Origin of the sequence: Stutzerimonas stutzeri (assembly GCF_051028275.1) — a bacterium.
GTDB lineage: Bacteria > Pseudomonadota > Gammaproteobacteria > Pseudomonadales > Pseudomonadaceae > Stutzerimonas > Stutzerimonas stutzeri_AS.
Genome location: NZ_CP069269.1, coordinates 2,941,900 through 2,965,122, shown reverse-complemented (window position 1 = coordinate 2,965,122; position 23,223 = coordinate 2,941,900). Strand labels below are relative to the sequence as shown.

The window sequence follows — 23,223 nt, the reverse complement described above, 5'->3', positions numbered from 1 at the left end:
ACAGCCCAATGTCTGGCGTGGTCAGCGAGGGCGACCCAGAGATCGGTGGACAGGCGCAAGCGGTCCGTTCATCCGAACCCTGCAATTTTTCGTTACTTGAGCGGTTCTCAAGCAAACCAGCCCTCCAACAAAGGACATAACAATATGTTGGATTTACTGATAGTGGTGGCATTTATCCTCTACGGTCTCAGTTCTGGTCTGCGCGCACGTAGTAAAGCCTCGCAGAGCCTCGATGAGTACTTCCTGGCCGGCAAGACGATCAAGGGTTGGAAGGCTGGGTTTTCCATGGGCGCTACCCAGTTTGCTGCTGACACGCCGTTGCTGGTAACCGGCCTGGTGGCGACCGCCGGTATTTTCGCGCTCTGGCGGCTTTGGATCTACGGCCTTGCCTTTCTACTGATGGCATTTGTCTTTGCGGTAGGTTGGCGTCGCGCCGGTGTGCTGACCGATGCCGAATTGACTCGCGTGCGCTACAGCGGCAAGGGCGTCACGCCGCTTCGTCTGCTCAAGGCTATCTATTACGGTACCGTTATCAACTGCGTCGTGCTGGCGATGGTCCTGGTCGCGGCCATTCGCATCGCCGAAGTATTCCTGCCATGGCACCTCTGGTTGCCGTCAGGCATCTACGAGCCGATTGTTGGGTTCGTTGCCGGTACAGGCTTGCAGCTTGGTGAGAGCATTACGGGGCTTTCGCCCGAAATGATGAGCGCCAATAACCTCATCTCGATTCTGTTGATCCTGGCTTTCACGGCGATGTACTCCATCACTGGCGGATTGCGGGCGGTGGTTCAGACCGACGTGGTGCAGTTCATTCTCGCGATGGTCGGCACCTTGCTCTATGCGTGGTTTGTCGTTGACGCTGCAGGTGGGCTCGGCGGCCTGACGGACCGTGTCGTCGAGCTCTACGGCGCTGAACAGGCCAGCAAAATGTTGTCGTTTGCACCGCCTTCCAATGCGGGTGAGGCCCTGATGCCGTTTCTAGTGATCATTGGGTTGCAGTGGTTCTTCCAGATGAACTCAGACGGGACTGGTTATCTGGCCCAGCGCAGCATGGCGTGCCCAACCGATCGTGATGCCCGCATGGCGGGGCTGGTTTTCACCTGGTTACAGATTTTCCTGCGCAGCCTGTTCTGGATGGCCATCGCGGTGGGTTTGCTGGTGCTGTACCCGTTCACGCCTACTGAGATGGGCGCCGATGGTTTTACCGCGGGGCGCGAGGCGTTGTTCGTGCAGGGCATCGAAGATCTGTTGCCGCCGGGCGTGCGCGGCTTGATGTTGGTGGGCCTGCTCGCTGCATTGGCTTCAACCGTCGATACGCACCTCAACTGGGGGGCATCGTACTGGAGCAACGACGTCTATGGCGGCGTGGTTGCTCCTCATCTCCTCAAGAGAAAACCGAAGGATCGGGAGCTGGTGGTAGTGGCGCGACTGTCCAACGTCCTGATTTTGGCAATCGCGATGATCATCATGGCGAATCTAGGCTCCATCCAGACAGCGTGGTTCATTTCGCTGTTGTTCGGCGCTGGAATGGGTTCAGTGCTGGTGCTGCGCTGGTTGTGGGAGCGCATCAACCTGTATTCCGAGCTGACCGCGATGGGTGTGTCGCTGATCACTGCGCCGTTGTTGCTGTACTACCTGGGCACCGATCCGGAGCGGGAGTGGATCCGTCTCGGCATCATGGCGCTGACGACGACGTCTGCGGCGATTCTGGTGACTTTCATCACCCCGCCGACTGATGACTCAACACTCAAACGTTTCTACCGTCGAGTGCGGCCCTTCGGCTTCTGGGGGCATTCCGCTGCGCTCAATGGCGTTGCTGCGAGTGCATCGATCCGTGCGCTTGGCACTCGGCTTTTCGCAGTAGCGATCACGGCAGTTTCCCTCTTTTCGCTTCTGGTGGGAGTCGGGCGGTTGATGTTTCCGCCGCCGGATGGAGGCCCGGTTGTCGGTTGGGTCTGCCTGGCGCTGGGGCTGTTACTGATACCGATATGGTTGCGCATCGCCATGGGCCGTGAGTTCGATACTGATCCGGCAGATGAGGCGCAAGTTGATCATGATGCGACTGTTAGAAACAGCGGAGCGGTTTGATACCGATATGACGTACAAGCCCTGCCAGATAATCAAGGTGGGGCTTTCATTGCGTATTTCCCGCCGTTTCGTTTGTTGTCGCGGCTTTCCATTTGATGATTACATGAACTAGCGGAACGGTAAAAAATAAAAAAGGCATTATTTTTTAGTAAGTTGGCGCATATACCTAAAATTAATTGAACAGTTCCCGCGCTGTTGGGTCATTACCTTACGCATTACGTTAGGTTAATTGCGTATTCCGCCACAGCAGAGCAAAGAGGTATTGTCATGAACCAGCTTTTCAAAACATCCCTGTTGGTTGCCGCCATGCTTCCCGCGGTAGCAATTGCTGCCCCAGTAGCGGGTGACCGTGAAGTTACATTGAGCGGTGCGGGTAGTAGCGATAAGGACTTCAACGATACGATACTGTCCGTTCAAGGTAGCTGGGGTACATATCTGGATGAGTCCTCCATGTGGGGCGTACGCCAGACCGTGAACGCTCGTGACACTGAAGGCGAGAGCGTTAAGTTCGACGGTTCTACTCGCGTCTTTTACGACTACCATTTCGGCAGCGGCAATACTCGTCCTTTCGTAGGTCTGAGCCTTGGTGGTCTCTATGGTGAACAAGTCGACGAGACCTTTATGGGTGGTCCGGAACTCGGTATCAAGTACTGGGTGCAAGACAAAACGTTCATCACTGCTATGGCGGAATATCAGTTCCTCTTCAAAAGCGGAAGTGATGCCCGTGACCGTTACGATGATGGCGCATTCTTTTATAGCGTCGGTCTTGGTTACAACTTCTGATTGCCGAGACAGGTGCGGTGCCGTGGGGCATCGCACCACTCTTAATTGTTCATAGGCTGGCCAAACGACCATTCTTCAATCAGCGCTCCAGAACGATGAGAAAGACCAGCAACAACTGGCCATCTTTCGAAGCGATTATTGCTGTGTCCCATTGACCGTAAAATCTATCCGAACGGCAGTTGGGTTTATGGAGGCCAGTATGCTTGTAACAGCTATATTTTGTTATTCAACTGCGAGCCAATCATCTCTTCTAGCCGCTTGCTCATAGCTTTTAATGTTATCGAGACGATGAACGTGCGGGGCACGCATGCTGGCCAGCTTGGAGGATGCGCTCGGCTGGGATGCGTAGCTGAGCCAACAGGTAATCGGCAAACTCCTCGGAATAGTCTTGCTTGGCGATGGCCAGCGCCATGCATTCGAGCCAGACATCACGCTCCGCTTCTCCCACCGCCCAGCGCGTGTGAAATTGCGGGATGCTGATGCTGCCGTAATGTTCAGCATAACGACGCGGGCCACCCAGCCAGCCACAGAGAAAGGCTGCCAGGCGATTGCGTGGCTCGTCTAGGTCGCGCGGATACAGACGACGTACGCAGCTCGCTGCCTCGCGTTCATCCATGATGCCGTAGAAATCAGTAACCAGGCGGGCCAGGCCGGGCTCGCCCCCGGCTGCTTGAAACGATGCGTCACCGACACCGAAAAGAGCGCTGGAAGGTTCGTTCATGTGAGGTCTCGCCTGGGAGATAGATTATTGATCCAAAGCAACGCTTGTGAACTTCGCGCTCATCGTGATTGGGTGATGGGCTATGCTTCCGTGGCTTCAGGTCTGGAGGCTAATCACTATGCGTAACATTCTTCTCGCTTATGACGGGTCGGACAACGCCAAACGGGCGCTGCAATACATCATCGATTTCGCCACCGATGCGCCTAAGCCGCCAACGGTGCATGTGCTGAATGTACAGCAGGAGCCGGTCCTCTATGGCGAGTTCGTGACGGCGGATACGGTGGATGAGCTGAACAGGAGTTTCATCGAAAAGTCGAACCGTACCCTTGCAGAAGCCGCGACGGCGCTGCAGGAGGCCGGAATACCGCATCAGATCCACGCGGTTCTGGGTAATGTAGCGGAGCAGGTGAACGATGCGGTGCAGCAATTGGGTTGCGACACCGTAGTGATGGGCACCCGCGGCCTGGGTGGCTTTGCCGGCCTGCTGATGGGCTCGGTCGCTAACCGGGTGGTGCATGAAGTATCGGTGCCGGTCCTTCTGGTGAAGTGACCGACACCTCAGCCAGCCTTAGCTCTGCTTGCCCTTGAGCAGGTCGCCAAGGTTGGCGAAAGCCTTGAACGTCTCCTTCGGACCCAAGTCGCTGCCCGGCCTGGCTTCGGCCTGATACTGGTTATCGGTATAGCGCGAGTGCTCGTTGTCATGGCAATAGAGGCAAAGCAGCTCCCAGTTCGAGCCATCCTCCGGGTTGTTATCGTGGTTGTGGTCCTTGTGATGGACCGTCAACTCGCTCAGCCGCTTGCCTGAAAATTCCCGGGCGCAACGTCCGCACACCCACGGATACATCTTCAGGGCTTTTTCACGATAGCCTTGCTCACGCTGGGCATAGGGTGTGTTGGGTTTATTCGTACTCATCGCCGTGCCTCTAGCTCAACGCTTGTAATGTGCTGTTAGCCCGCCAATCCTACATAGACATTCTGTACGTCGTCATGTGCATCGATGGCGCTCAGGAAGGCCTCGACCTCCTCGAGCTCGGCTTCGGTCAACGTCGTTACGGGATTCTTCGGACGGTAGCCAAGCTGCGCGGACTGGACGGTAAAGCCATGTTCCGGTAGCGCACGGCAAACCACGTCCATGTCCGTTGGGTCACTGATGAACAGCGTGGCACCCTCCTCAGCGGCTTCGAAATCCTGCGCGCCCGCTTCGATGGCGGCCAGTTCGGCGTCCGCATCAGCGGTTGCCGGTGCGGCCTCGATCATGCCGCAGTGATCGAAGTCCCAGGCGACCGAACCGGAGGCGCCGAGCTGACCCTTTCGAAACAGAACGCGGATTTCAGCCACGGTGCGGTTAACGTTGTCGGTCAGGCATTCGACGATCACAGGGACCTGATGCGGCGCGAAGCCTTCGTACGTGGTGCGCTCATAGTTAACGCTCTCACCGAGCAAGCCTGCTCCTTTCTTGATGGCACGTTCCAAGGTTTCTCGTGGCATCGAGGCCTTTTTGGCCTGTTCCACCACCAGGCGAAGGCGGGGATTCATGTCTGGGTCGGCGCCGCTACGGGCTGCGATCATGATCTCTTTCGACAGCTTGCCGAAAGTGCGGCCCTTCGCATTGGCTGCCGCTTCCTTATGTTTCGCTTTCCACTGTGCGCCCATGGTTACTCTCGTGACGTTTGCAAATTAAGGGGGACGATCGAATGGAGGCGATTCTAGCCCCTGGCGTCCTGGTAGGCACCAGCCAAGCATATTTGTCTGCTTGCGAAGGGACGTACGGCTTTACTGTGACTGTAACGCCCAATTGCCTGTTCGCTGTACGAGGACAAAGCCGCAGCGGGCGGCTTTACTGCTGTTTTGCCTGGGGAACCGTCAATGTCGCCGAAAGACCTGTTGCTGGCCCTGGTTGTTATTGTCGTATGGGGCATGAATTTCGTGGTGATCAAAGTTGGTCTGGATGAGATTCCGCCAATGCTGTTGGGATCGCTGCGTTTCATGCTCGCTGCGTTTCCGGCGATTCTGTTCATCAAGCGGCCCCAGATGCCGCTGCGCTGGTTATTGGCCTACGGCGGAACCATATCGCTCGGTCAGTTCGCTTTTCTCTTCTCCGCGATGAAAGTTGGGATGCCGGCAGGTCTGGCCTCTTTGGTGCTGCAGTCGCAGGCGTTTTTCACGTTGTTCTTCGCCGTCCTGTTTCTTGGCGAACGTCTCCGCGCGAGCAATCTCGTCGGGCTGGTGATCGCCGCAGCTGGGTTGTTGCTGATCGGTATGCAAGGTGATCGCAGCATGACGTTGGCAGGATTTCTGCTGACCATTTGCGCCGCATCGATGTGGGCGTTGGGCAACATCGTTACGCGCAAGGTGGGCAAGGTTAATCTAGTTGGGCTGGTGGTATGGGGCAGCCTGATACCACCGATTCCGTTCTTTGCGCTTTCATGGCTGCTGGAAGGGCCGGAAGCGATCGAGGGTGCGTTGCGTGGATTCGGGATGGACTCTGGGCTGGTTCTGATTTATTTGGCCTTCGGCGCGACGATTCTTGGATACGGGCTTTGGAGCAGGCTGTTGTCGCGCTACCCGGCGAACACCGTTGCGCCTTTCTCTCTGCTGGTGCCGGTTGTCGGCCTGACGTCCGCTGCCGTTCTGCTGGACGAGCATCTGGCCGTGCTCCAGGCGGTTGGCGCCATACTGGTGCTGCTGGGCTTGCTAATCAACGTGGGAGGGGGCTGGGTAGCTGGCCGTCTGCGCACGGCCTTCGGCAGTCCATCGGCCTGACAACGAAACGCCTACGTTGCTATCCGGGCGGGGCGCTCCGATCTGCCGGGCTTGGCTGATCTCTTTATGGCGCTAGTGTGCTCGGACCTTGGATTCAGGTCAGCCGTTCAACGCTGTTGGCGACCGTCTTCAACGGTGTTTCGATGGGGTCGCATCGTCGCGCTCAGCATTGCGCCAGAACAGCGGCACAACGTTAGTGCCATCCTCAGAACAACGCACCCTGGTGCTGTTGCCGATGTCGACTGTCCAGGCGTTGACGAAACCGCGTGCGGTATTCGCTTGCCAGCGGCACCAGACCCGCCAGCCAGTCGAGTTCGGTATCGCTGACGTCTTCGTTCATGAAGCTGCGCCAGATGCGCAGCACGCGGGCGTCGGGGAAGGGCCGTTCGATCAATCGCAGCTCTGCTCCAAGCTGAATGGCGCCGGGCTCAAGGGTTCGGTACAGCCATCCGGTTCTACCGCTTTTGGCCAATTGCCGGGCGAGGCCTCGGGCGTCGTGACGCCGGTCGAGGTTGCTGCAGGGCGAGCGGGGTTGAGTGACTTCGATCAGAGCGTCCCCCCAACGGAAGCGATCACCGATGGATACCGCTCTTTCATCCAGGCCGAAGGTCGATAGGTTTTCGCCAAACGCGGCGGGGCCGATGGTCGAGAGATGCGGGTACAGTCGGCGCCAGCGTAAGTAATGTTCGGCTGGGTAGTGGCAGAGGCTGCGATCCGGCCCCCCATGAAAGCGGTGATCGGCGACCCGGTCGCCCTGAAGCCCATTGAAATCCAGCCAGACCTCGCCCGTCGCCAGCTGTTTGTCGATGGCCGATGGCTTGTCTGTTCCCGGCAGCCGCAGCAGGTGGTCGCGTAGGAATGGGCCTTCAACAGGCCATTGCATGACGGCGCTCATATGGGGTGATTGGCAAACGCTCTGGCTTCAGGCTTCGTTGAGCCGAGCCAGTTCTCTGCGCACCATGGCGGTGAATTCTGGCGGTTGCAACTGGTACAGCTCTGTCGCGACCCAGTCCAGCCAGCGCGCGCCCATGCTTGCCGTTGTTCGAGTAGTCGTCGTGCTTCGGCGGTTGCACGCTCGGCATGTCGCTGATGAAATTCCGATCGGCTCATGTCTGTTCCTTTAACTGATGCGGCGATTCTAAACGACCCGCGATGTTGGCGCCTGATCGCTTGGTAAAGCCGCTGTGCCGCGCTAGGCTCGCGATTCTGTTGTTTATCGAGTTCGAAACATGCCGAGGTCCGTAAACTTCAAAGAAAAGATTTCCCGTCAGCGACCCTATGGGCGTGTCGAATCGGGGCTCAAGGCTTCTGAGGGTGAGCTTTCACTGGTGATCGATCAGCTTGAAAGCGACCGCGGCCGTATCATCAACTCAGCTGCTGTGCGACGTTTGCAGCAAAAGACCCAAGTCTTCCCGTTGGAGCGAAACGCAGCGGTACGCAGCCGTTTGACGCACTCATTGGAAGTGCAGCAGACGGGTCGCTTCATCGTCCGCACCCTTTACAAACAGCTCGGCCCGCTTGCTGCGCGATACGGCCTGGATGGGCTGGAAGGTGCGCTGGAAAGCCTGGTGGAAATGACGTGCCTGATGCACGACATCGGTAACCCGCCGTTCGGGCACTTCGGTGAGTTCGCCATCGGTGAATGGTTCAAGAAGCACCTAAACAGGCTGTTCGACGCCGCAGTTCCTGACGGCCAGGGCGACCCTGCATTGCGCAGGCGTATGCTGATCGACCTCGAACACTTCGAAGGCAACGCCCAGGCGATTCGGTTGGTGGTCAGTCTGTTGCGGCTCAACTTGACCTACACGCAGACGGCGGGCCTGCTCAAGTATGTGCGTGCCGCTTATGCGCCCAAGCCGGCAAAGCAGGCCCCCGGCGGTTATCTCCTGAAAAAGCCTGGCTTCTACCTTTCTGAGGAATCCTTCGTCGCAGCGCTGCAGGCTGCGCTGGGGCTGCAACCAGGCACGCGTCACCCCGTCGCCTACATCATGGAAGCGGCTGATGACATCGCCTATTGCCTTGCAGATATTGAAGACTCGGTGGAGAAGGGCATATTCACCATTGAGCAGCTGTCACAGCTGCTGATCGCCAAGTTCGCCGAGCACGGTTCGCCAGATGAACCGATTGCGGATACCGGCCGCAGCTTTCGCAGCATGGTCGAGTACGCCCAGGCGCGTGCTGCCAAAGAGCCGATCAACAAGGTGGGTGAGTTCTTCATCTGGCTGCGTGTGAACATGGTCCACCCGCTGGTGCAGCACGCAGCGCAACAATTCATCGAGCATATCGAGACGGTCTACGACGGCACGCTGGACCGCGCACTGCTAGAGGACGCAAGTCTGCCCAACGCCATCGTACAGACCTTTAAGGATGTCGCGATGGATCGCGTGTTCTGCCACCGCGAGGTTGAAACCTTGCAGCTGCAGGGCTATCGGATTCTGCAAGGGCTGCTGGAGGCCTACGCCCCGCTGTTGGCCGTGGCGCCGGAGACTTTCCAGCTATTGACCGAAGGCAGTTGCCGCAGCGAGCCGCACCTGCAGATGCTCGCTCGGCGCCTGCCCAGTCAACTTATCAAGGCCTATCACGAGTCGCTAAAAACGCAGCCTGAGGGCGGTGAGGACTGGCCGTTGTGGGAGTTCTACTACCGCTGCCGCATGTTGCAGGACTTCGTCAGCGGCATGACCGATCAGCTGGCTCAGGACGAGTACCGCAGTCTCTCCGCGCTTTGATCCCGAGGCTCCGTTCTGGCAGGCCTCTTCATCTGCTCTGCGTGCGCCCAGGTTGAGCGTGCGCCAAAAATGCACGCGGTGCCGCTTGTTTGGTACACCGCTTGCATTTGTCTGGTGCGTGCGGATCGAGCACAGCCCCTAAATGGCGCAACGATCGACCGCAAAGTCAGGCGGTATCGGCCGTAAGTCTCTGGAAACTAAGGCTTCAATTGATCAGAGAATGATTTCTCGAAAGCCCGCCCCAACCGCTCATGGCAAGCCTTCGCCCAGTCGTGATTCAACTTGGTGCGTTAGATTCGCGCGGCTTGCTGTTTTGGTGCGCTTACCAAAGGACGTAGTAGATGGATAACCCAAGCAGTGCGGTAGAAGTCCTGATTCACGGGGCCAACACCCTGTTCATTCTGATGGGCGCGGTGATGGTCCTGGCAATGCATGCCGGTTTTGCCTTCCTGGAGGTCGGTACCGTACGCCTGAAAAATCAAGTCAACGCGTTGTCGAAAATCATCGCCGACTTTGCGGTCTCGACACTGGCCTATTTCTTCATCGGCTATTGGGTTGCGTATGGCGTGACCTTCCTGCAGCCGGCGGACCAGCTGATTGCCGAGAATGGCTATTCATTGGTCAAGTTCTTCTTCCTGCTGACATTCGCGGCTGCGATACCGGCGATCATTTCCGGCGGCATTGCCGAACGCGCCAAGTTCGGGCCACAGCTGTGCGCCACCTTGTTGATCGTTGCGTTCATCTATCCGTTCTTCGAAGGCATGATGTGGAACGGTAATTTTGGCGTTCAGGCTTGGCTGGAAGCGCAGTTTGGAGCCCCGTTTCACGATTTCGCCGGCTCGGTGGTGGTGCATGGTATGGGAGGCTGGCTGGCGTTCGGCGCGGTGATGCTACTGGGGCAGCGTAACGGCCGATACCGCGACGGCCGCCTGGTGGCCTTCGCGCCGTCGAACATTCCGTTTCTCGCGCTAGGATCTTGGATTCTTATCGTTGGTTGGTTCGGCTTCAACGTCATGAGCGCCCAGACGCTTGAAGCCGTCAGCGGTCTGGTGGCCATCAACTCGCTGATGGCCATGGTTGGCGGCACAGTAGCGGCCTGGGCGGTTGGCCGAAACGATCCCGGCTTCCTGCATAACGGGCCATTGGCGGGGCTGGTCGCGGTCTGCGCAGGTTCGGATCTCATGCACCCCATCGGTGCGCTGGCAACCGGTGTGGTAGCGGGTGCCTCGTTTGTTTGGGCGTTCACTGCGGCTCAGGCCAAATGGAAGATCGACGATGTGCTCGGCGTCTGGCCTTTGCACGGGCTCTGCGGCGTCTGGGGCGGGCTGGCTTGTGGAATCTTTGGTCAGCAAGCGCTGGGCGGGCTGGGAGGTATCAGTCTGATCAGCCAATTGATCGGTACGGGCCTCGGCGTGCTGGTTGCGCTCCTTGGGGGCTTTCTCGTCTACGGTGTGCTGAAGTCCGCGATCGGTATCCGCCTGAGTCAGGAGGAAGAGTTCAACGGTGCGGACCTGTCCATCCATCGGATCGGTGCGCTGAGCCACGATTGATCGGGAGCGCCGCTGTGATTGGTCAGGCGGCGCTCATTTGCTTCGGGCACTACCAGCAGGATCGCTGTCCGGTTACCTGGCGTAGGCGCGCATGATCAGCTCGACGCAATTGTCGACGTGTTGTCTGGCGGCGTCTGTATCGATTTTATCCACGTAGCCGATCAGCAAGCGGAAATGGGCGATGCCTTTGATCAATGCGCAAAAATGTTCGGCGGCCCGCATCGGCTCGGGCACCGTCAACAGACCTTGGTCATCAGCCTGGGCAAACATCTGCTCCAGATCGGCAAGCAGCGCCTGGGGTCCTGCATCGAAAAACATGCGGGACAGCGCCGGGTTCTGCGTCGCCATGGCCACCATCACACGGTGCAAACCTATGGATTCGGGGCTGTTCACCAGTTCCTGGAAGGCACGGGCGATACCCAGCAGCACCTGCCGGATCGACGCGTCTTCGCTCACTACGAACAGCTTGCGCGGTAACTGCGTCTCGCAGATGGCTTTGACTGCCGCTGCGAACAGTGCCTCCTTGTCCTTGAAGTGGCTGTAAAGGGTGAGCTTTGAAACGCCTGCTTCTGCGGCGATCGCGTCCATGCTGCTGCCTTCGTAGCCGTTGCTGAGGAAGAGGTTACGGGCGGCGTCCAGGATCGCCTGTCGTTTGGCGGGATCTTTCGGACGCCCCGGGCCAGAGGGCGTAGAGGAGCTTTCGGTCATGTGTGTTTTTAATACTAGACTGGTGAGTTCGGTATTTTTACTATACCGGCCAGTATAAATATTAGAACCCGCTTTGCGACAGAGAGAGCCCCAACGTGTTCCGACATGCCTTTCACTTCCTCGGTGTCTTTGGTTTCGCCTTGCTGGCCGGTTGCGGTAACGGCGAGCCTGAACAGCTTTCGACGCGACCTGTGATGGTGGTGCAGCCGCAACCGGCAGGTGACACGTTCGAAAGTTATCCGGGCGAGGTGCACGCACGCTACGAGCCTGAGTTGGCGTTCCGTATAGGGGGTACAGTCACCGAGCGTCTTGTGGAAGCCGGAGAGCGCGTAAGCAAGGATCAACCACTGGCGAGCCTTGATCCACAGGATGTGAAGCTCCAGCTGGAAGGCATCCGCGCCCAGGTTGCGGCCGCTGAAGCCAACCTGCGTGTAGCGCGTGCCGAGCACGAGCGCTACAGAACGCTCATGGATCGCCAGCTGGTCAGCCGTTCACAGTTCGACTCGTCTGAGAATGCCTTTCGTGCTGCGCAGGCCCGCCTGCAACAAACCCGAGCGGAGTTCGATGTGGCGCGTAACCAGGTCGGTTACGCCGTATTGCGAGCGACCCGTGATGGTGTGATCGCCCAGCGCCGGGTCGAAGTCGGCCAAGTGGTTGCGGCAGGGCAGACCGCGTTCGTGCTTGCGGCCGATGGTGAGCGCGAGGTAGCAATCAATCTGCCGGAGCAGGCACTGGATCGCTATGCGGTGGGGCAAAAGGTCTCGGTGGAAATCTGGTCGCATCCCGGTAAGCAGTATCCGGGACATATACGCGAGCTGTCGCCGGCCGCCGACCAGCAGTCGCGTACCTATTCGGCGCGTGTCGCGTTCGATGATGCCGATGTACCTGCCGAGCTGGGGCAGAGCGCACTGGTCTCTATCCGCAACAGCGGCGACGTACCGCTTGCCGTGCCGCTGTCCGCCGTTACGGCCGAGCAGGGCAAGGCCTTTGTCTGGCGAGTGAAGGCCGACGGGACACTAGAACGTGTGTCCGTGCGCACCGGTGCTTATGGAGAGTCCCTGGTTCCAGTGCTCGATGGGCTCAGCCCGGACGACTGGATCGTGCTGGCGGGCGTCCAGTTGCTTCACGAGAATCAGTCGGTGAAGGCAGTCGACCGCGACAACCGTCCGGTCGTGCTGACAGCGCAGGAGTAAAAATCATGCGCTTCAACCTTTCTGCCTGGGCGCTCAGTAACCGCCAGATCGTAGTTTATTTGATGCTGTTATTGGCTGTCGTCGGGGCGCTGTCTTACAGCAAGCTCGGCCAGAGCGAAGACCCACCTTTTACCTTCAAGGCCATGGTGATCCAGACGCAATGGCCTGGTGCTACGGCTGAAGAGGTTTCACGCCAGGTCACCGAGCGTATTGAAAAGAAGCTGATGGAGACGGGCGAGTACGAGCGCATCGTCTCTTTCTCGCGGCCGGGCGAGTCGAATGTGACATTCATGGCGCGCGATTCGTTGCACTCCGATCAGATCCCAGACCTCTGGTATCAGATACGCAAAAAGATCGGCGACATCCGCCACACGCTGCCTGCTGGCGTGCAGGGGCCATTTTTCAACGATGAGTTCGGCACCACGTTCGGCAACATCTATGCGCTGACTGGCAAAGGTTTCGATTATGCCGTGCTCAAGGATTATGCCGACCGCATCCAGTTGCAGCTGCAGCGTGTTGCCAACGTGGGCAAGGTCGAACTGATCGGTCTGCAGGACGAGAAAATCTGGATCGAGCTATCGAACGTCAAGCTGGCCAACCTGGGCGTGCCTTTGGAGGTCGTGAAGCAAGCGCTCGAAGCGCAGAACACGGTGATGTCGGCGGGGTTCGTCGAAACGCTCAGTGACCGCGTGCAACTGCGCGTGACCGGTAGTTTCGATACGGTAAAAGAGATTCGCGACTTCCCGATCAGGGTGGCCGGCAGCACCTTCCGCATCGGTGATGTAGCGGAAGTCTATCGCGGCTTCAACGACCCGCCAGCGCCGCGCATGCGCTTCATGGGCGAGCCCGCCATCGGGCTCGCCGTGTCCATGAAGGAGGGCGGTGACATCCTGGTGCTGGGCGAAGCGCTGCAAACTGAATTTGCCCGCTTGCAACAGGAGCTGCCGGCTGGCATGGAATTACGCAAGGTGTCCGACCAGCCGGCGGCAGTGAAAACGGGCGTTGGCGAATTCGTGCAAGTGCTGATCGAGGCGCTGGTAATCGTGCTGCTGGTGAGTTTCTTCTCGCTGGGCGTGCGTACGGGGCTCGTGGTGGCACTGTCGATCCCGCTGGTGCTGGCAATGACCTTTGCTGCCATGAATTATCTGGACATCGGCCTGCATAAGATTTCTCTGGGCGCGCTGGTGCTGGCCCTGGGGCTGATGGTAGACGACGCGATCATTGCTGTTGAGATGATGGCGATCAAGATGGAGCAGGGCTTCGACCGGCTAAAGGCTGCGAGTTACGCCTGGACCAGCACGGCGTTTCCCATGCTCACCGGTACACTGATCACCGCGGCGGGTTTCCTGCCAATCGCTACCGCGCAGTCCAGTACGGGTGAGTACACTCGTTCGATCTTCCAGGTGGTGACCATTGCCTTGATCGCGTCCTGGATCGCTGCCGTCATGTTCGTGCCGCTGCTGGGAGAGAAGCTGCTGCCCGATCTTGCCAAGCGTCATGCGCAGAAACACGGCGGAGGCGAGCAGGGCCATGATCCGTATTCGACGCCGTTCTACCAGCGCGTGCGTCGGGTCATCCACTTCTGTGTACACCGCCGCAAGACGGTCATCGTGCTGACACTGCTATTGTTCGTTGGCGCAATCGGGCTGTTCCGGATCGTTCCGCAGCAGTTCTTCCCGGCCTCGAGTCGACTGGAGCTGATGGTCGATCTGAAGCTGGCCGAGGGCGCATCCCTCAAGGCCACCGAAGCCGAGGTCCACCGCCTCGAGGAAATGCTCAAGGATCGCGCCGGCATCGACAATTACGTCGCCTATGTGGGCAACGGCTCACCGCGCTTTTACTTGCCGCTGGATCAACAATTGCCGGCGACCAGCTTTGCACAGATCGTCGTGTTGGCGGAGAGCATCGAGCAGCGCGAAGCCTTGCGCAAGTGGCTGATCGAGCGACTGCGAGACGACTTCCCGACCCTTCGCGGCCGCGTGAGCCGATTGGAGAATGGCCCTCCCGTGGGTTACCCGGTGCAGTTCCGGGTCACTGGGGAGCACATTGACGTCGTGCGCAATCTGGCCCGTCAGGCGGCAGCCAAGGTGCGTGAGAACCCCTACGTCGCCAACGTTCACCTCGACTGGCAGGAGCCGAGCAAGGTGGTCTGGCTGAACGTGGATCAGGATCGTGCTCGCGCCCTGGGCGTAAGCACGGTCGAGCTATCGAATTTCCTCAAACGCACCTTCACCGGCACCACGGTGAGCCAGTTCCGCGAAGACAATGAGCTGATCGAGATCCTGATTCGCGGCACAGCTCGCGAGCGTGAATCATTGTCCATGCTCCCCAGCCTTGCCATACCGACGGCCAGCGGTCGCAGCGTGCCCCTGTCGCAGGTCGCAACGCTGGAATACGGCTTCGAAGAAGGTGTGATCTGGCATCGCGATCGCTTGCCGACCGTGACGGTTCGCGCCGACATCTATGGGGATCAGCAGCCGGCTTCGCTGGTGCAGCAGATTGAACCCACTCTGAGTGAGGTACGCGCAGCGCTCCCCAGCGGTTATCTGCTGGAGGTCGGCGGGACGGTGGAAGACTCCAGCCGCGGCCAGGCTTCGGTGAACGCTGGTATGCCGCTGTTTGTGATCGTCGTGGTGAGTTTGCTGATGCTTCAGCTCAAGAGCTTTTCGCGCTCGGCCATGGTGTTCCTCACCGCGCCGCTCGGGTTGATAGGTGTTGCGCTGTTTTTGCTGCTGTTTGGCAAACCGTTCGGCTTCGTGGCAATGCTTGGCACCATCGCGCTGTCCGGCATGATCATGCGCAACTCGGTGATTCTTGTGGATCAGATCGAGCAGGATATTGGTGCGGGGCAGGACCGCTTCAACGCAATCATCGATGCCACGGTTCGGCGATTCCGGCCCATCGTGCTTACTGCGCTGGCCTCCGTACTGGCAATGATTCCGCTGTCCCGTAGCGTGTTCTTCGGGCCGATGGCAGTCGCCATCATGGGCGGATTAATCGTTGCGACGGCGCTGACATTGCTGTTCCTGCCAGCGCTTTATGCAGCCTGGTTCCGGGTGAAGGAAACCCCTCAGCGCTGATTAGAACTGGCGAACCGGTTGCCCGCAGCAGTGCTTCCGTCGAAGCCTTGGCCAGCTGCGCCATGTTGAGCCTTGAATGCGCCATGGTGCTTTCGCTTCAAGCCGCAGGCACCGGCGTTGACAGCGGCTGAGACTGCTCGGCGACGAACGGTTAGCCGCGGTCGAGCAGCCAGGATGAGGCGCGCCTTGGGTGATTCTGACGCTGGACGAGAGGCGTCGCTTCGATTCAGGCCATGGAAAAGCTGACTAAGGCGACGAGCTGACGCTAGCGGCCGACGTGCGGCCTTTAGGCGACGCTATCCCAGCCGAGCCTGGCTGCGGTCGGGGTGATGGTGTTGCACGAAAAGGCGCTCCGTTATCGTTTCCCGATGAGGCTGCTGGCCGTCTCCGTTCGTCTACTTGGTCTCTCTGATCGATGCGCTCCAAGCTAAGCTTAAGCCTGTAATTCTCTAGGAAGCCAGGCCGGAAAAAATGGGCGCAGTATGGCGGTCCGACTCATCCCGGACGGGTAAAGGCAAACGCATGCCAGCACCCAAGAAACCCGTGAAACAACACAGTGACGGCCGTCGTTTGGCGCGCCGCATGAGCTTTTTGCTGGGCGTTTCGCTCTTGGCCGGTGGCGGCTATGCCGCCTGGCACGAGATGCAGACGTCCAAGCTGCAAGCGCTTTGGTTAAGCCGCTACGCCGACAAGCTTGACTACCAGCTGGAGGCCGGCGCCAGCTCGGCCATTCAATTTCCCGCTGCTGGTCCATTCGACCGTCGACTGGGCTATGCAGAAATGCCGACCTTTCTCGAGCGGTTGACCCAGCGAGGCTTCGACATTCAGCAGCAGGTGCGGTTTTCGCCTGCGCTGCAACGTTACGCCGACAACGGTTTCTTCGTGCCCTATCCGGAAAAGTCGCAGGCTGGGCTGACGATCGACGACTGCCGAGGCGAGCCGCTCTACGCCAATAGCTATCCGCACCAGTATTACGAAACCTTCGAGGATGTGCCGCCATTGGTGGCCATGAGCCTGCTGTTCATCGAAGACCGCGGGCTGCTCAATCCTGAACGCCCGCGCGCAAACCCTGCCGTGGACTGGCCGCGCTTCACTATGGCAGCGGTCAGTCAGGTGGAGAAGAAGCTGGGGCTTCCGGTTCAAGCCGCGGGCGGCAGTACCCTGGCCACGCAGGTCGAAAAGTACCGCCATTCGCCTGAAGGCCGCACCGGTGATGCCGAAGAGAAAATTCGGCAAATGATATCGGCCAGTGTGCGGACCTATCGTGAAGGCCAGCAGACCATGGCCACCCGGCAACGCATTGTGCGTGACTACCTGAACAGTGTCCCGCTCTCCGCCGCGTACGGGCACGGCGAAGTGCACGGCATCGCTGATGGTTTGCGCCTCTGGTTCGGCGCTCATTTTGCCGAGGTGAACAGGTTGCTTGACTCGCGCCGCAATGCGGACGCCAGCTATGAGGAGAAGGGGCTGGCGTTGCGTCAGGTGCTGTCATTACTGATTGCCCAACGCCGTCCTTCTTACTATCTGGGCGCAGGACGGGACGACATGGCGGAGCTCACCGACAGCCATATCCGCCTGCTGGCCAACGGCGGCGTAATCGACACACGGCTGCGTAATGCCGCGTTGCAGCAGAAGGTCGTGTTCCGCGACCTGCGCCTTGAGTCGGGCATTCGTGAAGTGCCGTCGAGCAAGGGCATCACGGCCGCGCGGATGCGCTTGAGCAATCTGCTGGGTGTTTCGCTGTACGAACTGGATCGTTTGGATCTCGCCGCGACCACGCCGCTGCATGGTGAACTCCAGAGACAGATCAACGAGTACCTGCACCGTTTGGCCGATCCGTCGTTTGCGGGTGAGGTTGGCCTGTTTGGCGAGCGTATGCTGTCTCCTGAGCGTACCGGTGACGTGCGTTACAGCTTCACGCTGTTCGAGCGCGGCGAGCAGGGCTTCCGTGTGCGGGTGCAGACCGACAACACCAACCAGCCGTTCGATATAAACGAGGGCAGCAAGCTGGAGCTGGGCTCGACAGCGAAGCTGCGAGTGCTGGCAACCTACCTGGAGGTCATCGCCGAGCTGCACGAGCGTTACGCGAAGAGCGATGTCGCCAGCTTGCGCAAGGCTGAGGCGGTGGACCCGCTGACCCGCTGGGCTCTGGCTTATCTTATCCAGCATGAGGATCGCAACCTGCCGGCGATGCTTGATGCGGCGCTGGAGCGGCGCTACTCAGCCAGCCCGACCGAGCGCTTTTTCACCGGTGCCGGCATGCACCGGTTCGGCAACTTCCGTCACGAGGATGATGGCCGTCTGCCGACGATGCGTGAAGCGCTCCAGGAGTCCATCAACCTTCCGTTTGTTCGGCTCATGCGCGATCTGGTGAGTTACAGCACTTACCAGACATCCAATGGCGCCGAGCTGCTCAAAAGCGATGACAACCCAGAGCGCCGAACGTATCTGCAGCGTTTTGCCGATCGCGAGGGCTCGGTGTTCCTGCAGCGCTTCTGGCGCAAGTACCGCGACAAGAGCGCAGACCAACGCATCGAAGCACTGCTAGATGGTATGCGCGCCACGCCCTCGAGACTGGCTGCAGTACACCGCTACCTCATGCCCGAGGCGGACCGCGCGACGTTCGAACGGTTTCTCAAGGCGCGCCTGCCAGCTGCGGAGCTCACCGAAAAGGCAGTCGACTCGCTATACGAACGCTATGCGCCGGGGGCCTATAGCTTGCCGGATCAGGGCTACATTGCCCGTGTACACCCGCTGGATCTCTGGCTGCTGGGCTATTTGATCAAGCATCCGGAAGCTGGCATTACCGAGGTAATCGCGGCCAGTACTGCCGAGCGCCAGGAGGTGTACGGCTGGTTGTTCCGCAGTCGTCACAAGAGCGCGCGTGACAGCCGTATCCGCATCATGCTGGAGGTGGAGGCGTTCACGGATATCCACCGTCGTTGGCAGCGATTGGGCTACCCGTTCGACCATTTGGTGCCCTCGCTGGCAACGGCTCTGGGTAGCTCCGGCGACCGCCCGGCAGCCTTGGCCGAGTTGATGGGCATCATCGTCAATGATGGTGTGCGGCTGCCCAGTGTACGCATCGACAGCCTGCATTTCGCCAGCGACACACCGTATGAAACCCACCTCGGCATCAAGCCGGATGTCGGGGTGCGGGTGCTGCCCAGCGAGGTCGCGACGGCCCTGCGCGAAGCGCTCGCCAGTGTGGTCGAAGGCGGCACTGCGCGGCGCCTGCGCGGCAGCTTCATGCAGGCAGACGGTGAAGCACTGCGTGTCGGTGGAAAGACCGGGACGGGGGACAACCGGATCCAGACCGTAGGTTCCGGCGGGCGCCTGATCAGCTCGCTGGCGCTGAACCGTACCGCGACCTTCGTGTTTTATCTCGGGCCGAATCACTTCGGCACGCTGACTGCCTACGTACCGGGCCGCGGTGCGGACAGCTTCCGCTTTACCTCCGCACTACCGGTACAGGTGCTCAAGGGAATGGCGCCGATACTGCATCCGTACCTGCAGCCCGGCGCGCAGACGCAATGCCAGCCGGTCGGCGAACCCCTGAAGCCAACGCTGACGGCGAGCACCGAGAAAAAGGCCTGAAGATGGCGGGTCGAGCGGTTGGGATCACCTGACCGCTTTGGCTTCTCATCACAGATGACCTTTGCCGATCGGCCTACAGTCGGCGACACTCTTCCCTTTCGCAAGCCAACGACGGCTGCATAAGAGGCGGGGGAGATGATGAAACTGCCGATCTATCAGGTCGATGCCTTTACCACTGAACTGTTCAAAGGCAACTCGGCTGCGGTCGTGCCGCTGGAGCAATGGCTGAGCGACGCACAAATGCAGGCTATTGCGTTTGAAAACAACCTATCGGAAACGGCGTTTCTCGTGCGTGACCCTGACGGTGCGTTTCTCATTCGCTGGTTTTCGCCGCTCACCGAAATCGACTTCTGCGGGCACGCCACGCTGGCGAGTGCTTTTGTACTGTTGGGACAGAACCTGGCGACGGCTCCGCTGACCTTTCGTGCGGCTGCGGTAGGCGATATCAGCGTCGCCCAGATGGACGATGGCTTGCTGGAGATGAGCTTCCCCAATCGTGCTCCGGAAGTCGTTGAGAATCCGCCGGTTGAGCTTTTCAATGGTCTGCGAACGCTGCCCCAAACGGTGCTGCGAAACCGTCAAGCCTGGTTTGCCGTGTATGAAGATGAAGATCAGGTCCGGCGATTGTCGCCTGACCTCGCCCTGCTCAAAGCGCTGGCGCCATTGGATATCGTGGCCACAGCGCCGGGGCGAGAGCAGGATTTCGTCTCGCGCTATTTCTGGCCGGCCAATGGCGGGGACGAAGATCCGGTGACCGGCTCCATCCACGCCGGGCTGGCCCCGTACTGGGGTGAGCGGCTGGGAAAATCGCAGCTAGTGGCGCTGCAGGCTTCGCGCCGCAGCGGCTTGTTGTATTGCCGGGTCGAAGGCGAACGGGTGTTTGTGGCCGGACATGCAGTTCTGTATCTCCAGGGCACGATCGAGGTTTAGTTGCGCTTGTCGGGCGGCCATTCGCGCCGGTTGAGAACTTCGAACGACTAACGCAGCGATCCAAAGCCGGTCTCTCCAGTCTCGCTGCGGTGAGGCAGGTCATTGAGTTCGTTTCGGCTAGAAGGCGTGCCGTTCGCCACCGATATCGGCATCATCCCCGTTCCGCTCTGGCGTTTTTAAAGGACCGTTATGATTCTCAAAGGGCTGACTTGGCTCGTCGTGCTGCAATTGCTGGGCAGCATCATTCACCTCTCGCTTCTGCCCGCGCTGCCGGGCCCGATCATCGGCATGGTAGTGCTGTTTGCTTTGCTACTGCTGCGTCGAAGCATTCCTGAACCCCTTGAGAAAACATCAGCACTTCTGTTGCAGTACCTGCCGTTGCTGCTCATCGTACCGGCGGCGGGGATCATGACAAGCAGTGACGCCTTGCTCGCCGACCTGCCTGCCATCGCGGCAGGGCTGGTGCTGTCGCTGGTCGTAACCGTGCCGTTTTGCGGTTGGTTGATGCAGAAGCTGATCAGAAGAATGGAACGGCAGCAGGAGGATCAGGCATGAGCGGCATCGACTGGCGCAGCGTGTGGTCCATGACCCTGGATCATCCGCTGTTTTCCGTAGGGCTGACCTTGATTGCGTTTCAGCTGGCGTTGGGGCTTTATCGGCGCAGCGGCTGGCTAGTGCTACAACCGGTCATGGTCGGCATGCTGCTGGTTGTCGGCACGCTTTACTTGTGCGGTATCGACTATGCGAGCTACCGCGCCGATGCATCGATGATCGCTGTCCTGGTCGGCCCTGCGACGGTCGCGTTGGCAGTGCCGTTGTATCGCCATATCCGCCGCATTCAGCAGCTGTTCTGGCCGATCCTCATTACGCTGGTAAGCGGTGGCGTGTTGGGCATCGTTTTGACCCTGACCATCGCCGGTGCATTGGGCGCGGATCTTTCCGTATTGATGAGCTTGTCACCAAAGGCTGCAACCATGCCAATTGCCATGCTGGTGGCCGAGCAAATAGGCGGAATCGCGTCGCTGGCGGCAGTCTTCGTCATGCTCACGGGCGTAATCGGCACAGCGCTGGGCCCATTGTTGCTGGGCTGGGCCGGTGTTGATCACCCGGCCGCACGAGGCTTGAGCTACGGCATCAATGCACATGCCATCGGCACGGCGCGGGCGCTGGAGGAGGGCGGCGAGTGCGGTGCTTTTTCAGCGCTGGGCATGAGTCTGCTGGGCATCCTGATCGCGCTGTTTCTGCCGCTGGCACTGGGGTAACGCTACCTTGCTGTCTCGAATCTGTTGCGATTGTTCCGGGTACGCCTAGGCTTAGGGGGCCATCTCAGGAGCGATTCCATGTTCGAGCAGTTTCAGCGTAACGAGTGCGACGTCAACGGCGTTCGGATCAACTATCGGAAGGGCGGCTCCGGCCCGCCTTTGCTCCTGCTGCACGGCTACCCGCAAACTCATGTGATCTGGCACAAAATTGCCGATCAACTGGCCGAACGCTTCACCGTTGTGGCAGCCGACCTGCGCGGTTACGGCGATAGCAGCAAGCCTGACGGTGGCGCGGACCACATCGCCTACAGCAAACGCGAGATGGCGCGGGACCAGGTCGAACTGATGCGCTCGCTGGGCTTCGGTCACTTTGACATTCTTGCCCACGACCGTGGCGCGCGAGTCAGCCATCGGCTGGCGATGGATCATCCTGAGGCGGTACGAAGGATCATTCTGCTGGACATCGCGCCGACCCTGGCCATGTACAGCCAGACCGACGAAACCTTCGCCCGAGCCTATTGGCACTGGTTCTTTCTGATCCGCCCGGCGCCGCTTCCGGAAACCCTGCTCGAGGCGAACCCTGAACTGTTCCTGCGAAGCGCCGTGGCGACCCGTGCCGATCACGTGCATCCGTTCACTGATGCGGCCTACGCTGAGTACCTGCGTTGCATGAAGCTGCCGGGAACCATCCGCGCGTTCTGCGAGGACTATCGGGCAAGCGCTGGTATCGACCTTGAACACGACCGCGCCGATCGCGATGCTGGTCGAATGATACAGGCGCCATTGCTGGTTCTCTGGGGAGTCCATGGGATTATCGAGCGATGCTTTGACCCGATGATGGAGTGGCGTGCGGTTGCGCAGGATGTGCGGGGCAAGGCGCTACCGGCTGGGCATTATCTGCCTGAAGAGGTGCCCGAGTTGGTTTTGGAAGAGGTGTTGGCTTTCCTTGGCTAACCTGTCTCGTCGACGTATCGATTTTTACGATTGGTTTGTGCGGAAAAATCCAACCATGCGCTCGCTCATCCGATAGAGGATGACGCTATCGTGCCGCTCACGCTGCTCGTCGAGCCGGCCAGACTTTGAGGCTTCTGTAATGATCGATATTCGCCCTCGCGCGGACCTTGGCGGTGCTCATCACGGATGGCTGGATACGCGCCATCATTTCTCGTTCGCCGACTACCATGACCCGGCACGCATGCACTGGGGCCATTTACGGGTCTGGAATGACGACCGCATCGCACCGCATACCGGCTTCCCGACCCATCCGCACCGCGACATGGAAATCATCACCTATGTCCGCAAGGGTGCGATCACTCACGAGGACAGCCTCGGCAACCGCGGCCGGACCGTGGCCGGTGACATTCAGGTCATGAGCGCAGGTACCGGTATCGCCCACAGTGAATTCAACCAGGAAGACGAGACCACTGAGATCTTCCAGATCTGGATCTACCCGGACCAGTCCGGCTTGCCGCCTGCCTGGGGCACTCGGCCTTTTCCGGTAGGCGAACGCGCCGGCAAGTTCGTCACCTTGGCCAGTGGTATGGCCGACGACCGCGACGCCTTGCCCATACGAGCCGATGCCCGCCTGGTTGCCGCGACACTTCCTGCCGGCCAGGTTGCCGAATACGAGATTGGCCCGGACCGGAAGATCTACATGGTGCCTGCCACCGGGCGCATTGAAATCGGTGAGCGAATCGTTGCGGCGGGTGATGGTGTCGCTGTGCGTGACGAGACGCGGCTGAGTATCAAGGCTTTGGAAGACAGCGAAATCGTGCTGGTCGATGCGCGCTAAGCGTATCGACGACAGCGCCCAAACCGGAAC

19 protein-coding genes and 1 pseudogene are annotated in these 23,223 nt (G+C 59.5%); 14 read left to right on the top strand and 6 right to left on the bottom strand.

Annotated features, from left to right (window positions below):
• The first annotated feature begins 144 nt into the window (after window positions 1-144).
• Window positions 145-2,088 (top strand): sodium:solute symporter family protein, encoded by a 1,944-nt coding sequence (locus JQR87_RS13665; protein ID WP_407296209.1) that lies wholly within the window; start codon window positions 145-147, stop codon window positions 2,086-2,088.
• 267 nt (window positions 2,089-2,355) lie between these two features.
• Window positions 2,356-2,871 carry a hypothetical protein gene (locus JQR87_RS13660; protein WP_407296211.1) on the top strand — a complete coding sequence of 172 codons (516 nt, stop codon included), beginning with the start codon at window positions 2,356-2,358 and terminating at the stop codon, window positions 2,869-2,871.
• A gap of 277 nt (window positions 2,872-3,148) precedes the next feature.
• On the opposite strand, the gene JQR87_RS13655 is transcribed toward JQR87_RS13660, so the two are convergent.
• Window positions 3,149-3,592: a group II truncated hemoglobin gene (locus JQR87_RS13655; protein ID WP_407296213.1), complete on the bottom strand. Its 444-nt coding sequence runs from the start codon at window positions 3,590-3,592 to the stop codon at window positions 3,149-3,151.
• Between the two features lie 118 nt (window positions 3,593-3,710).
• Here JQR87_RS13655 and JQR87_RS13650 point away from each other — a divergent pair, with 118 nt between their 5' ends.
• A complete protein-coding gene (locus JQR87_RS13650; RefSeq protein WP_407296215.1) occupies window positions 3,711-4,142 on the top strand; it encodes a universal stress protein in 432 nt (143 codons plus the stop codon).
• Between the two features lie 18 nt (window positions 4,143-4,160).
• Here the strand turns inward: JQR87_RS13650 and JQR87_RS13645 are convergent, their stop codons facing one another.
• Both JQR87_RS13645 and JQR87_RS13640 read right to left on the bottom strand, forming a co-directional pair.
• On the bottom strand, window positions 4,161-4,505 hold the full coding sequence (locus JQR87_RS13645; protein ID WP_407296217.1) for a YajD family HNH nuclease: 345 nt from the start codon (window positions 4,503-4,505) through the stop codon (window positions 4,161-4,163).
• Window positions 4,506-4,540: 35 nt separating this feature from the next.
• On the bottom strand, window positions 4,541-5,245 hold the full coding sequence (locus JQR87_RS13640; RefSeq protein ID WP_407296219.1) for a YebC/PmpR family DNA-binding transcriptional regulator: 705 nt from the start codon (window positions 5,243-5,245) through the stop codon (window positions 4,541-4,543).
• 213 nt (window positions 5,246-5,458) lie between these two features.
• Here JQR87_RS13640 and JQR87_RS13635 point away from each other — a divergent pair, with 213 nt between their 5' ends.
• Window positions 5,459-6,355 (top strand): EamA family transporter, encoded by an 897-nt coding sequence (locus JQR87_RS13635; protein ID WP_407296221.1) that lies wholly within the window; start codon window positions 5,459-5,461, stop codon window positions 6,353-6,355.
• Between the two features lie 205 nt (window positions 6,356-6,560).
• On the opposite strand, the gene JQR87_RS13630 is transcribed toward JQR87_RS13635, so the two are convergent.
• Together JQR87_RS13630 and JQR87_RS13625 are read right to left on the bottom strand one after the other, a co-directional pair.
• Window positions 6,561-7,238: an MOSC domain-containing protein gene (locus JQR87_RS13630; RefSeq protein WP_407296224.1), complete on the bottom strand. Its 678-nt coding sequence runs from the start codon at window positions 7,236-7,238 to the stop codon at window positions 6,561-6,563.
• 39 nt (window positions 7,239-7,277) lie between these two features.
• A pseudogene (locus JQR87_RS13625) lies at window positions 7,278-7,465 on the bottom strand (hypothetical protein).
• A gap of 119 nt (window positions 7,466-7,584) precedes the next feature.
• Here JQR87_RS13625 and dgt point away from each other — a divergent pair.
• Window positions 7,585-9,081 carry a dGTPase gene (gene dgt / locus JQR87_RS13620; RefSeq protein ID WP_407296227.1) on the top strand — a complete coding sequence of 499 codons (1,497 nt, stop codon included), beginning with the start codon at window positions 7,585-7,587 and terminating at the stop codon, window positions 9,079-9,081.
• A 341-nt stretch (window positions 9,082-9,422) separates the two neighbouring features.
• Window positions 9,423-10,631 (top strand): ammonium transporter, encoded by a 1,209-nt coding sequence (locus JQR87_RS13615; RefSeq protein WP_407296229.1) that lies wholly within the window; start codon window positions 9,423-9,425, stop codon window positions 10,629-10,631.
• A gap of 72 nt (window positions 10,632-10,703) precedes the next feature.
• Here JQR87_RS13615 and JQR87_RS13610 read toward each other — a convergent pair whose 3' ends face one another.
• Window positions 10,704-11,339, bottom strand: coding sequence for a TetR/AcrR family transcriptional regulator (locus JQR87_RS13610; RefSeq protein ID WP_407296231.1), 636 nt, complete (start codon window positions 11,337-11,339; stop codon window positions 10,704-10,706).
• 95 nt (window positions 11,340-11,434) lie between these two features.
• Here JQR87_RS13610 and JQR87_RS13605 point away from each other — a divergent pair, with 95 nt between their 5' ends.
• From JQR87_RS13605 to JQR87_RS13570, 8 genes are all read left to right on the top strand, one after another.
• The gene (locus JQR87_RS13605; RefSeq protein ID WP_407296233.1) at window positions 11,435-12,532 is read left to right on the top strand and encodes an efflux RND transporter periplasmic adaptor subunit; all 1,098 of its coding nucleotides are present in this window, start codon (window positions 11,435-11,437) and stop codon (window positions 12,530-12,532) included.
• 5 nt (window positions 12,533-12,537) lie between these two features.
• Window positions 12,538-15,612: an efflux RND transporter permease subunit gene (locus JQR87_RS13600; RefSeq protein ID WP_407296235.1), complete on the top strand. Its 3,075-nt coding sequence runs from the start codon at window positions 12,538-12,540 to the stop codon at window positions 15,610-15,612.
• A gap of 471 nt (window positions 15,613-16,083) precedes the next feature.
• Window positions 16,084-19,209 (top strand): transglycosylase domain-containing protein, encoded by a 3,126-nt coding sequence (locus JQR87_RS13595; RefSeq protein ID WP_407296237.1) that lies wholly within the window; start codon window positions 16,084-16,086, stop codon window positions 19,207-19,209.
• A 150-nt stretch (window positions 19,210-19,359) separates the two neighbouring features.
• Complete coding sequence (locus JQR87_RS13590; protein WP_407297698.1) at window positions 19,360-20,139, top strand: PhzF family phenazine biosynthesis protein; 780 nt, start codon at window positions 19,360-19,362, stop codon at window positions 20,137-20,139.
• Between the two features lie 189 nt (window positions 20,140-20,328).
• The gene (locus tag JQR87_RS13585) at window positions 20,329-20,694 is read left to right on the top strand and encodes a CidA/LrgA family protein (protein WP_407296239.1); all 366 of its coding nucleotides are present in this window, start codon (window positions 20,329-20,331) and stop codon (window positions 20,692-20,694) included.
• On the top strand, window positions 20,691-21,401 hold the full coding sequence (locus tag JQR87_RS13580; protein ID WP_407296242.1) for an LrgB family protein: 711 nt from the start codon (window positions 20,691-20,693) through the stop codon (window positions 21,399-21,401). Before JQR87_RS13585 ends, JQR87_RS13580 begins: the two co-directional genes overlap by 4 nt.
• A gap of 78 nt (window positions 21,402-21,479) precedes the next feature.
• Complete coding sequence (locus JQR87_RS13575; protein WP_407296244.1) at window positions 21,480-22,355, top strand: alpha/beta fold hydrolase; 876 nt, start codon at window positions 21,480-21,482, stop codon at window positions 22,353-22,355.
• A gap of 139 nt (window positions 22,356-22,494) precedes the next feature.
• Window positions 22,495-23,193 carry a pirin family protein gene (locus tag JQR87_RS13570; RefSeq protein WP_407296247.1) on the top strand — a complete coding sequence of 233 codons (699 nt, stop codon included), beginning with the start codon at window positions 22,495-22,497 and terminating at the stop codon, window positions 23,191-23,193.
• Window positions 23,194-23,223 lie beyond the last annotated feature (30 nt).

Excerpts from the sequence above, each read along its gene's own strand:
- JQR87_RS13665 (WP_407296209.1), top strand. The coding sequence starts at position 145 with ATGTTGGATTTACTGATAGTGGTGGCATTTATCCTCTACGGTCTCAGT.
- JQR87_RS13660 (WP_407296211.1), top strand. The coding sequence starts at position 2,356 with ATGAACCAGCTTTTCAAAACATCCCTGTTGGTTGCCGCCATGCTTCCC.
- JQR87_RS13655 (WP_407296213.1), bottom strand. The coding sequence starts at position 3,592 with ATGAACGAACCTTCCAGCGCTCTTTTCGGTGTCGGTGACGCATCGTTT.
- JQR87_RS13650 (WP_407296215.1), top strand. The coding sequence starts at position 3,711 with ATGCGTAACATTCTTCTCGCTTATGACGGGTCGGACAACGCCAAACGG.
- JQR87_RS13645 (WP_407296217.1), bottom strand. The coding sequence starts at position 4,505 with ATGAGTACGAATAAACCCAACACACCCTATGCCCAGCGTGAGCAAGGC.
- JQR87_RS13640 (WP_407296219.1), bottom strand. The coding sequence starts at position 5,245 with ATGGGCGCACAGTGGAAAGCGAAACATAAGGAAGCGGCAGCCAATGCG.
- JQR87_RS13635 (WP_407296221.1), top strand. The coding sequence starts at position 5,459 with ATGTCGCCGAAAGACCTGTTGCTGGCCCTGGTTGTTATTGTCGTATGG.
- JQR87_RS13630 (WP_407296224.1), bottom strand. The coding sequence starts at position 7,238 with ATGCAATGGCCTGTTGAAGGCCCATTCCTACGCGACCACCTGCTGCGG.
- dgt (WP_407296227.1), top strand. The coding sequence starts at position 7,585 with ATGCCGAGGTCCGTAAACTTCAAAGAAAAGATTTCCCGTCAGCGACCC.
- JQR87_RS13615 (WP_407296229.1), top strand. The coding sequence starts at position 9,423 with ATGGATAACCCAAGCAGTGCGGTAGAAGTCCTGATTCACGGGGCCAAC.
- JQR87_RS13610 (WP_407296231.1), bottom strand. The coding sequence starts at position 11,339 with ATGACCGAAAGCTCCTCTACGCCCTCTGGCCCGGGGCGTCCGAAAGAT.
- JQR87_RS13600 (WP_407296235.1), top strand. The coding sequence starts at position 12,538 with ATGCGCTTCAACCTTTCTGCCTGGGCGCTCAGTAACCGCCAGATCGTA.
- JQR87_RS13595 (WP_407296237.1), top strand. The coding sequence starts at position 16,084 with ATGGGCGCAGTATGGCGGTCCGACTCATCCCGGACGGGTAAAGGCAAA.
- JQR87_RS13585 (WP_407296239.1), top strand. The coding sequence starts at position 20,329 with ATGATTCTCAAAGGGCTGACTTGGCTCGTCGTGCTGCAATTGCTGGGC.
- JQR87_RS13580 (WP_407296242.1), top strand. The coding sequence starts at position 20,691 with ATGAGCGGCATCGACTGGCGCAGCGTGTGGTCCATGACCCTGGATCAT.
- JQR87_RS13575 (WP_407296244.1), top strand. The coding sequence starts at position 21,480 with ATGTTCGAGCAGTTTCAGCGTAACGAGTGCGACGTCAACGGCGTTCGG.
- JQR87_RS13570 (WP_407296247.1), top strand. The coding sequence starts at position 22,495 with ATGATCGATATTCGCCCTCGCGCGGACCTTGGCGGTGCTCATCACGGA.